5 protein-coding genes are annotated in these 7,330 nt (G+C 57.8%); 1 reads left to right on the top strand and 4 read right to left on the bottom strand.

From position 1 onward, the window contains the following. Window positions 1–1,853 (top strand): heavy metal translocating P-type ATPase (locus B3Z49_RS16820; RefSeq protein WP_296992956.1); only part of this gene is annotated, 1,853 nt, incomplete at its 5' end. A gap of 55 nt (window positions 1,854–1,908) precedes the next feature. Here the strand turns inward: B3Z49_RS16820 and B3Z49_RS16815 are convergent. From B3Z49_RS16815 to B3Z49_RS16800, 4 genes are all read right to left on the bottom strand, one after another. Continuing rightward, window positions 1,909–3,285 carry a PepSY-associated TM helix domain-containing protein gene (locus tag B3Z49_RS16815; protein ID WP_296992954.1) on the bottom strand — a complete coding sequence of 459 codons (1,377 nt, stop codon included), beginning with the start codon at window positions 3,283–3,285 and terminating at the stop codon, window positions 1,909–1,911. A gap of 144 nt (window positions 3,286–3,429) precedes the next feature. Next, window positions 3,430–3,873, bottom strand: coding sequence for a DUF2946 domain-containing protein (locus tag B3Z49_RS16810; protein WP_296992952.1), 444 nt, complete (start codon window positions 3,871–3,873; stop codon window positions 3,430–3,432). Window positions 3,874–3,930: 57 nt separating this feature from the next. Further along, window positions 3,931–5,241 carry a glycosyltransferase gene (locus B3Z49_RS16805; RefSeq protein ID WP_296992950.1) on the bottom strand — a complete coding sequence of 437 codons (1,311 nt, stop codon included), beginning with the start codon at window positions 5,239–5,241 and terminating at the stop codon, window positions 3,931–3,933. A gap of 43 nt (window positions 5,242–5,284) precedes the next feature. Continuing rightward, window positions 5,285–7,330, bottom strand: a 2,046-nt coding sequence (locus B3Z49_RS16800; RefSeq protein WP_296992948.1) for an ATP-dependent DNA helicase, incomplete at its 5' end; no start/stop codon positions are given.

Below are 7,330 nucleotides of genomic sequence, written 5' to 3'. Positions count from 1 at the left end.
CCATTCTGATCATTACCCTGCTTGCCATGGCGGGGCATTTTATCCTGATGTTTCCCGGGGTGTTTGGTCTGCCCGACATGATGCTGGGCCAACGCACCGCAGACCTGCCGCTTTTGGTTTTGTTTGTGGTGGGTGGCATCCCCATTTTGGCGCAGCTTGCAATCAAGCTTCTGCGGCGTGAAATGGGGGCTGATTTTCTGGCTGCCATTGCGTTTGTTACCGGTGTTGTGTTGGCGGAATATCTTGCCGCCAGCCTGATCATTTTGATGCTGACTGGCGGGCAGGTTCTTGAAGGCTTTGCCATGCGCAAGGCGTCGTCGGCCCTTAATGCCCTGGCCAAGCGCATGCCGAGTGTCGCGCATCGCAAATCCGATGATGGCGAGATTACCGACATTGCGATTGATGAAATCGACATTGGCGATCTGATCGCGGTCTTTCCGCATGAAACTGCGCCCGCCGATGGCATTGTGGTTGATGGCCATGGCAGCATGGATGAAAGCTACCTGACAGGGGAGCCCTATGTGGTTGCCAAGGCACCGGGCACCAATGTGCTGTCGGGCGCGATCAATGGCGAGGCGGTCCTGATCATCCGGGCGGAAAAGCGCGCGCGGGATTCCCGTTATGCCCAGATCATGGATGTCATGGCCGAGGCCGAACAAAAACGCCCGCGCATTCGCCGTCTTGGTGACCAGATCGGCGCGTGGTTTGCCCCGGCGGCGCTTATGTTTGCGATCTTGGTCGGGTATCTGAGTGATGATTCATCGCGCTTTCTGGCGGTGCTGGTGGTGGCGACACCCTGTCCGCTTTTGATTGCCATTCCGATCACGGTGATGAGTGCGATTTCAATCGCCGCCCGGCGCGGCATCGTTATCCGTGACCCGACGGTGTTGGAACGCTTGCCCACCTGCCAGACCGCGATTTTCGATAAGACCGGGACGCTGACCTATGGCCGACCGGAATTGGTGGAGGTGCTGGCCGGGCCCGACATGGATGGCAACCTTGTCTTGCGACTGGCTGCCAGCCTTGAGCGTTATTCCAAACATCCGCTGGCCTCGGCGGTTCTGAATGCTGCGCGGGATCGCAAGCTGCCGCTTGATGAGGTTAATCATGCCTCGGAAAAACCGGGGCAGGGCTTAAACGGGCTGGTCGATGGCCATGAAGTCGCCGTGACCCACCGCAACAAGCTGATGAAATCCGACCCCGAGATCGCCGGGCTTCTGCCCGATACCGCCGCCGGGCTTGAATGCGTGGTGCTGGTCGATGGCAAATATGGCGCGACCTTCCGCTTCCGCGATACGCCACGCGCAGAGGGCGAAAGCTTTGTCGGCCATCTTGGCGACATCCATCATTTCAAAAAGGTGATGTTGCTGTCGGGCGACCGCGAAAGCGAGGTCAGCTACCTTTCCGAATTGCTGGGCATTTCCGAAAGCCTTGCATCGCAAAGCCCGGAACAAAAAGTCGCCATCGTCCGCGAAGAAACAGCCAAGGCCCCGACATTGTTCATGGGCGATGGCATCAACGACGCCCCGGCACTGGCGGTTGCCACCGTCGGTATCGCCTTTGGTAAGGAAAGTGCGGTGACGGCCGATGCCGCCGGTGCGGTGATCCCCGAGGCCTCATTGGTGACCGTGGACGAGCTCCTTCACATCAGCATGGCGATGCGCCGCATCCTTTTGCAAAGCGTGATTGGTGGCATGGTGCTGTCTGTCGTCGCCATGGGTTTTGCCGCAGCGGGCTATATCACCCCGGTGGCGGGCGCGCTGTTGCAGGAAGGCATTGATATCATCGCCATCCTCAATGCGCTTCGACTGGCGATCGCGCATGATATTGATGCGGATATTGTCGAGGACTAGAACGTTGGAAAGTCGCGGCCCGAACGTAATCCGGACCGCGAAGAGATGGCAGGGGTTATACCGTGCGCAATTTGCGCTGTGGGCGGGCGACCAGCAGGTAATCCAGAAGCCAGATCACGATCATCGATGCGCCAACAGTCGGATAAATGATGCCGCCGATGGCAAGGATGGCGGTGACCACTTTGAGCTTGCTGGCATCGCGCGGCATCGGCGGGACGCCAAGGGCACCGGCTGGGCGGCGCTTCCACCACATCACGCCAGCCGATACCGACATGAAAATGATCAGGGCACAGATCACCAGCAGGATAATCTGATTGGCGATGCCAAATTCCTGACCCATGTGAACATTGATGCCAAACTCCATGATCTTGCCAAACGGCCCGTAATCGGCAACGCCCATATCGATCAGGGGCCTTCCGGAATATTGATCAAGATGAATGACCCTTTGCAGTGACAGGTCATCGGGATAGATCGATGCCGAATAAACCCCGGTCTTGGTGCGCGGCAGGGCCACCGCGTATCCCGGTGTGAGGCCCATATCGTTCAAGGTTGCGACGGCCTGATCAATGCCGATGGGGTTCGGCGTTGTCACCGGATCACTGCCACCATCCACCGATTGCGGCAGCGGGATGTTTTCATTAGTCCAACTAACGTCGCCAAAGGCATCGATCATCGGAATGGTCGAAAGCGGCACATCGACCCGAACGCCGGACGGATATCCATTGGGCGTGCCATTGGCAAACTGGTTGGCATATTTGCCCCAGAATACCGACCAGAACATGCCAGTTCCAGCCATGAAGATAATGAAAACGCCAATGAAGATGCCGGTCACGGCATGGGCATCACGCCACCAGATGCGGCGTTTGGTTGTTTCGCGCAGGCTGACAACACCGCCTTTTTGATTGCCGCGCGGCCACCACAAATACATCCCGGTCAGAACAAGCAGGATCGCCCAGCCGGACGCGATTTCGATGATGTAATTCGGGATGGTGCCAAACTTGGCAAGGCTGTGAATACGCCGAACCACCCACATGATGGTAGTGCGATCTGGCATATGCCCCAGCACGTCACCGGTATAAGGATTAACGTAAACCGCCTCGCGCCCGCCGGCCTCAGTGGCAATGACGATTTCACTGCTGCGATCCGGACTTGCCGGGGGCATGACCTTGGCGGCACTGCCCGGAACGGCAAGAAGGGCCGCGTCAATCTGTTGGCTTATCGGAAGGGGCGCTTGGCGGGATGCCTCAACAAATTTAAGGTCAGCGTGATACCAGTCATCGATTTCATCGCGATAGATGTAAGCCGCCCCTGTGATCGCCATCAGGATCATGAAGGGCAGGATCAGAAGACCGGCATAAAAATGCCAGCGCCAGACAGCGCGATACAGGCTTGTACTCCCCTGTGATACCGGGGATTTGGAAGTTTCAGTCATGTTTCTTGTCCATGCATGTGCGTAAGGCGTTCGACGATCTGTCGAGACGACAAGGGCACAGGTAATTTTGGGAAAAAGCAGATCTGAACGCGCAATTATTCTTTCATGGAACTTGCGGGTTTTCAGGCGTGCTAAGGCAAATGGTCAAGAAACAGCAGGCGGGGCGCGTGGCGATGGCGCAAGGGCACAGAAAACATGCTTGCGCGCGGTAATGTGAAGGGCAGCAACTGCGTTGCTAAGTTCGATTGCTTCGAGTTCGGGAAGCTCCGGCGTCACAGGCATGCCAAAGGCATAATTACCCAAACCGCACAGCGCACATTCAAAGCCATCTGGCGCGTCTGCATTCTGGTCCGGTTCATCGGGCAGCCCATCGGCGCGGACCAGAACGGTTTTGAAAGTGGATCCAGTGCAAATGACAATCGGAATGCGCACCACCCCATCCATCACAGAGGCCAGCGATGCCCCATTGGCCTTTGCCATGGGAATATGCATGAAGCCGAACATGATGGTATTGGCGAGGAACACCACAGCCACCAGTGCCGAAAGGCCCTGTCTGAACATCAGACTGATCTGGTGTTTGCGTTGCACGTGTTGCGATCCATCAAGCTTTGTCTGGATCGTGTTTATGCCCTTCACCGGGATGTGTCAAAGGCTTCCAGTTTTGGGAAGGTCAGGTTGCTCAGCCGCGCGCGTGATTTCGGCAATGGCATTCGCGATGCCGTCTTCAGCGGCGATATTGCTTGCGAGGCGTTCGGCGTTTTCGCGGTAGGCCGGCGTTTCAAGGACGGTTTTGATCCGACTGACCAGCATTGCGGCATCAAGCTTTGCAGGCTTGATCGGGCGTGGCGCAACGCCAAGCCTGTGCAGGCGCTTTGCCCAGAAAGGTTGATCACCGAAGAACGGAATGATGATCGACGGGCGACCGGCGCGCAGGGCTGCCGCACAGGTGCCAGCGCCGCCATGATGAATGACGAGATCGACTTTCGGGAACAGCCAGTCATGGGGAACCTCGCGCACTGCAAGGATGTTGGGTGGCCAGTCAATGTCGCCCCAGCCGGTTGCAACGATAGCGCTAACATCGGCTTGTGAGACGGCCCTAACAATCATTTCTGCCATCGCGGTCGGATCATTGCCGTGCATTGACCCGAAGCCGATATAGATCAGGTTTTTGTGACGTTCGACAAAGCTTTGCAATTCCGGATCAGGCAGGTTTGTTTGTGCGCCCCCGTCCAGAAACCAGTATCCGGTGACAGTTGCGTGTGTCGGCCAGTCTGTGGGGCGATTGATCACGGCATTGCTAAAGGCATGAATGATGGGCAGCGTGCCGGACTTACAAGACTGAAGGATGTCCAACCCATTCGCGTTTATCCCGTTTTGACGTCTTGCTGCCCACCGACAAACCTGTCGGCGCAGCGTTGCGTTCAAAATCGCGCAGACTAGCTTGCCGGTCACGCGGTTATACCAGCGAGCCAAGGTGCCTCTGAAGCCAATATCGGGAATGCCCATATTGGGAAAATCGCCGGTCGGGATGAAGGACGGGATCAGTTGCGCCATCACAACCGGGATGCCGAAATACCTGCCAATCGGCAGTGCACCGAAGGTTTTCGGATGAAACACAATCACGTCGGGTTTGGCCTGATCAATGGCGCGGAAGATGTCATCAAGCAGTGTGTCCTGAAGACCGCGCGCCTTTTTGCTGATGGCAAACAACGATGTCAGCTTCGCCACGGCCGATGCCTTCGGATCCGACGCATGGGCAAATTGTGGATCATCCATAAGCGCAATCAGCGCATCGGTCAGAGGTTTGAATTCAAGATCATGATCGGTGATAAAACGGGCAAAGCGTTCCGGGGCGGCGACGGTGACCCGATGCCCCCTTTGGATCAGGCCACGTCCCAGCGCGACAAAGGGCTGCACATCGCCGCGCGTCCCATATGTCATCAGCATGACATGCATGGTGCGTTCTTTCCGCCGTCAGAATTGAGGCTAAAGAAACCGATTAACCTTCTTTGCTATCCCGGTCATTGCCAAGAAAGATTCGCGTTTGCTCAATCGCTTCACGCAATCCAACGCGCTGGACTTCGACGTCTTCGGGGAAGGCGCCCAGCAGCCGTGATGGCATGCGGTTATCAAGCAGGACAAACACACCGCGATCTTCGGCGCGCCGCACCAGGCGGCCAAAGGCCTGCTTCATGCGCAATCGTGTCAGCATGTCGTCATAGCGGGCACCATGGAACGCCGATTTGCGTGCGCGGTGCAGGATATCGGGCCGGGGCCAAGGCACGCGGTCAAAGACGATCAGACGCAAACTATCGCCCGGCACATCGACCCCGTCACGCACCGCATCGGTACCCAGCAAGCAGGCATCGCGCTCCACCCGGAAAATATCGATGAGCGTCGAGACATCCATGCCATCGATATGCTGAGCGAGCAATTGCAAGCCTGCTTCGTCCATGGGGCCGGTCAGGCGCTCATAAACCGCGCGCAGCCGGTTGATCGCGGTAAACAGGCCAAGCGCGCCACCGCCAGATGCCAAAAACAGCTCGCGATAGGCCGCAGCAACATGGTCGGGGTTGTCCCGGCCAAGGTCATTGACGATGAAAACGCGGGTTTGTTCGCGGTAGTTATACGGGCTTTTCATCGCGGCCCGGATGGCCGGAAGTGGCATGTGGGCCGCGCCCGTGCGATCCTCTGCCACGGCCCAGTCGAATTCTTCATCGCCCGTGCCATCCCGCAGGGTCGCAGATGTCACCACCATGCCATGCGCGGTGGGGGCGAGTGACGTGGTTAGCGGGATGGTCGGATCAAGGTAATGGCGATGCATGCCAACATCGAAATCGCGGCCAAACTGGCGCTCAATCGCAAACCAGTCCACAAAGGTTTTCGGTGTTTCCTCAACCAGGGAAGCCAGCATTTCACGCCATGCACCGACCTGCATGATCGCGCGGCGTTCAAGCGATCGGATCGCGGCATCAAGGCGCTGGCGTTCGGCACTGTCAAGCTCGTCGGCCTTTTCATCGAGCATATGGGCAATGATCTTGATCAGCGATTTGGCCGGTTTTTCCATGGCTTCCAGCGCGCGATCAAGATCGGCGGCACTGGCAAGAACTTCGTTGAGCGCCGGTTTACAATCGGTCTCGATCGAGTAGCCACGATCCCCCTCGGCGGAACGTGCCATCACTTGCGCCCGGACATGGGCCAGGAAGGTTTCCGCCGGGCCCTTGGCATGTTGCGATCCATCATGAATGCGCGATAGCCAACCCTGCTCGGGTAGGCATTGGGCGGCGACAATCACCGCATTGACGGCATCACGCAGTTCGTCACGATCAAGGATCAGCGTTTCAAGGCGCTGTTTCAGGCCGCGCGCACGCGATGATCCCTTTTGCTCAGCACCCAGCAACCAACGGCGAAGTTCCTGCCCCTCCATCCCGGTCAGGTGGGATGAAAATGCCTTGTCTGCGGCGTCAAAAAGATGATGGCCTTCGTCAAACACGTAACGTGTCGGCATGGAGGCATCATCAAGCCCGCCCAAGGCTGCCTGTACCATCACCAGCGCATGGTTGGCCACCACGATCTCGGCCGAGCGGGCGCGGCGTACGGTCTTTTCGACAAAGCATTTCGAATAATGCGGGCAGGCGGCATAGATGCATTCGCCGCGCTGATCGGCCAGCGCCCCGGTGAACCGGTTGCCCAACAATTCGGTCAGCCAAGCCGGGAAATCACCGCCGACCATATCGCCATCACGGGTATGCGACGCCCACCGCGCAATCAGGCCCAACGGGGTGGCCTGATGCGGTTGTTGGTTAAGCGGGCGTTGGGCTTCCTCGAAATTCAGCAGGCAGAAATAGTTTTCCCGGCCCTTGCGCACGACGGCCTTCAGGCGCTTGTCCTTGGGATCGTCATACAGGCGATCAAGTTCCTGATCGATCTGGCGTTGCAGGTTACGGGTATAGGTCGAAATCCACACTGCACCGTCATTCTTCTGGGCCCAAAGGGACGCCGGGGCGACATAACCCAGTGTCTTGCCGGTCCCCGTTCCGGCCTC

Source organism: Thalassospira sp. UBA1131 (assembly GCF_002311515.1).
In the GTDB taxonomy this organism is placed as follows: Bacteria; Pseudomonadota; Alphaproteobacteria; order Rhodospirillales; family Thalassospiraceae; genus Thalassospira.
The sequence above is the reverse complement of the archived record's forward strand: the minus strand, read 5'-3'. Positions and strand labels throughout refer to the sequence as shown.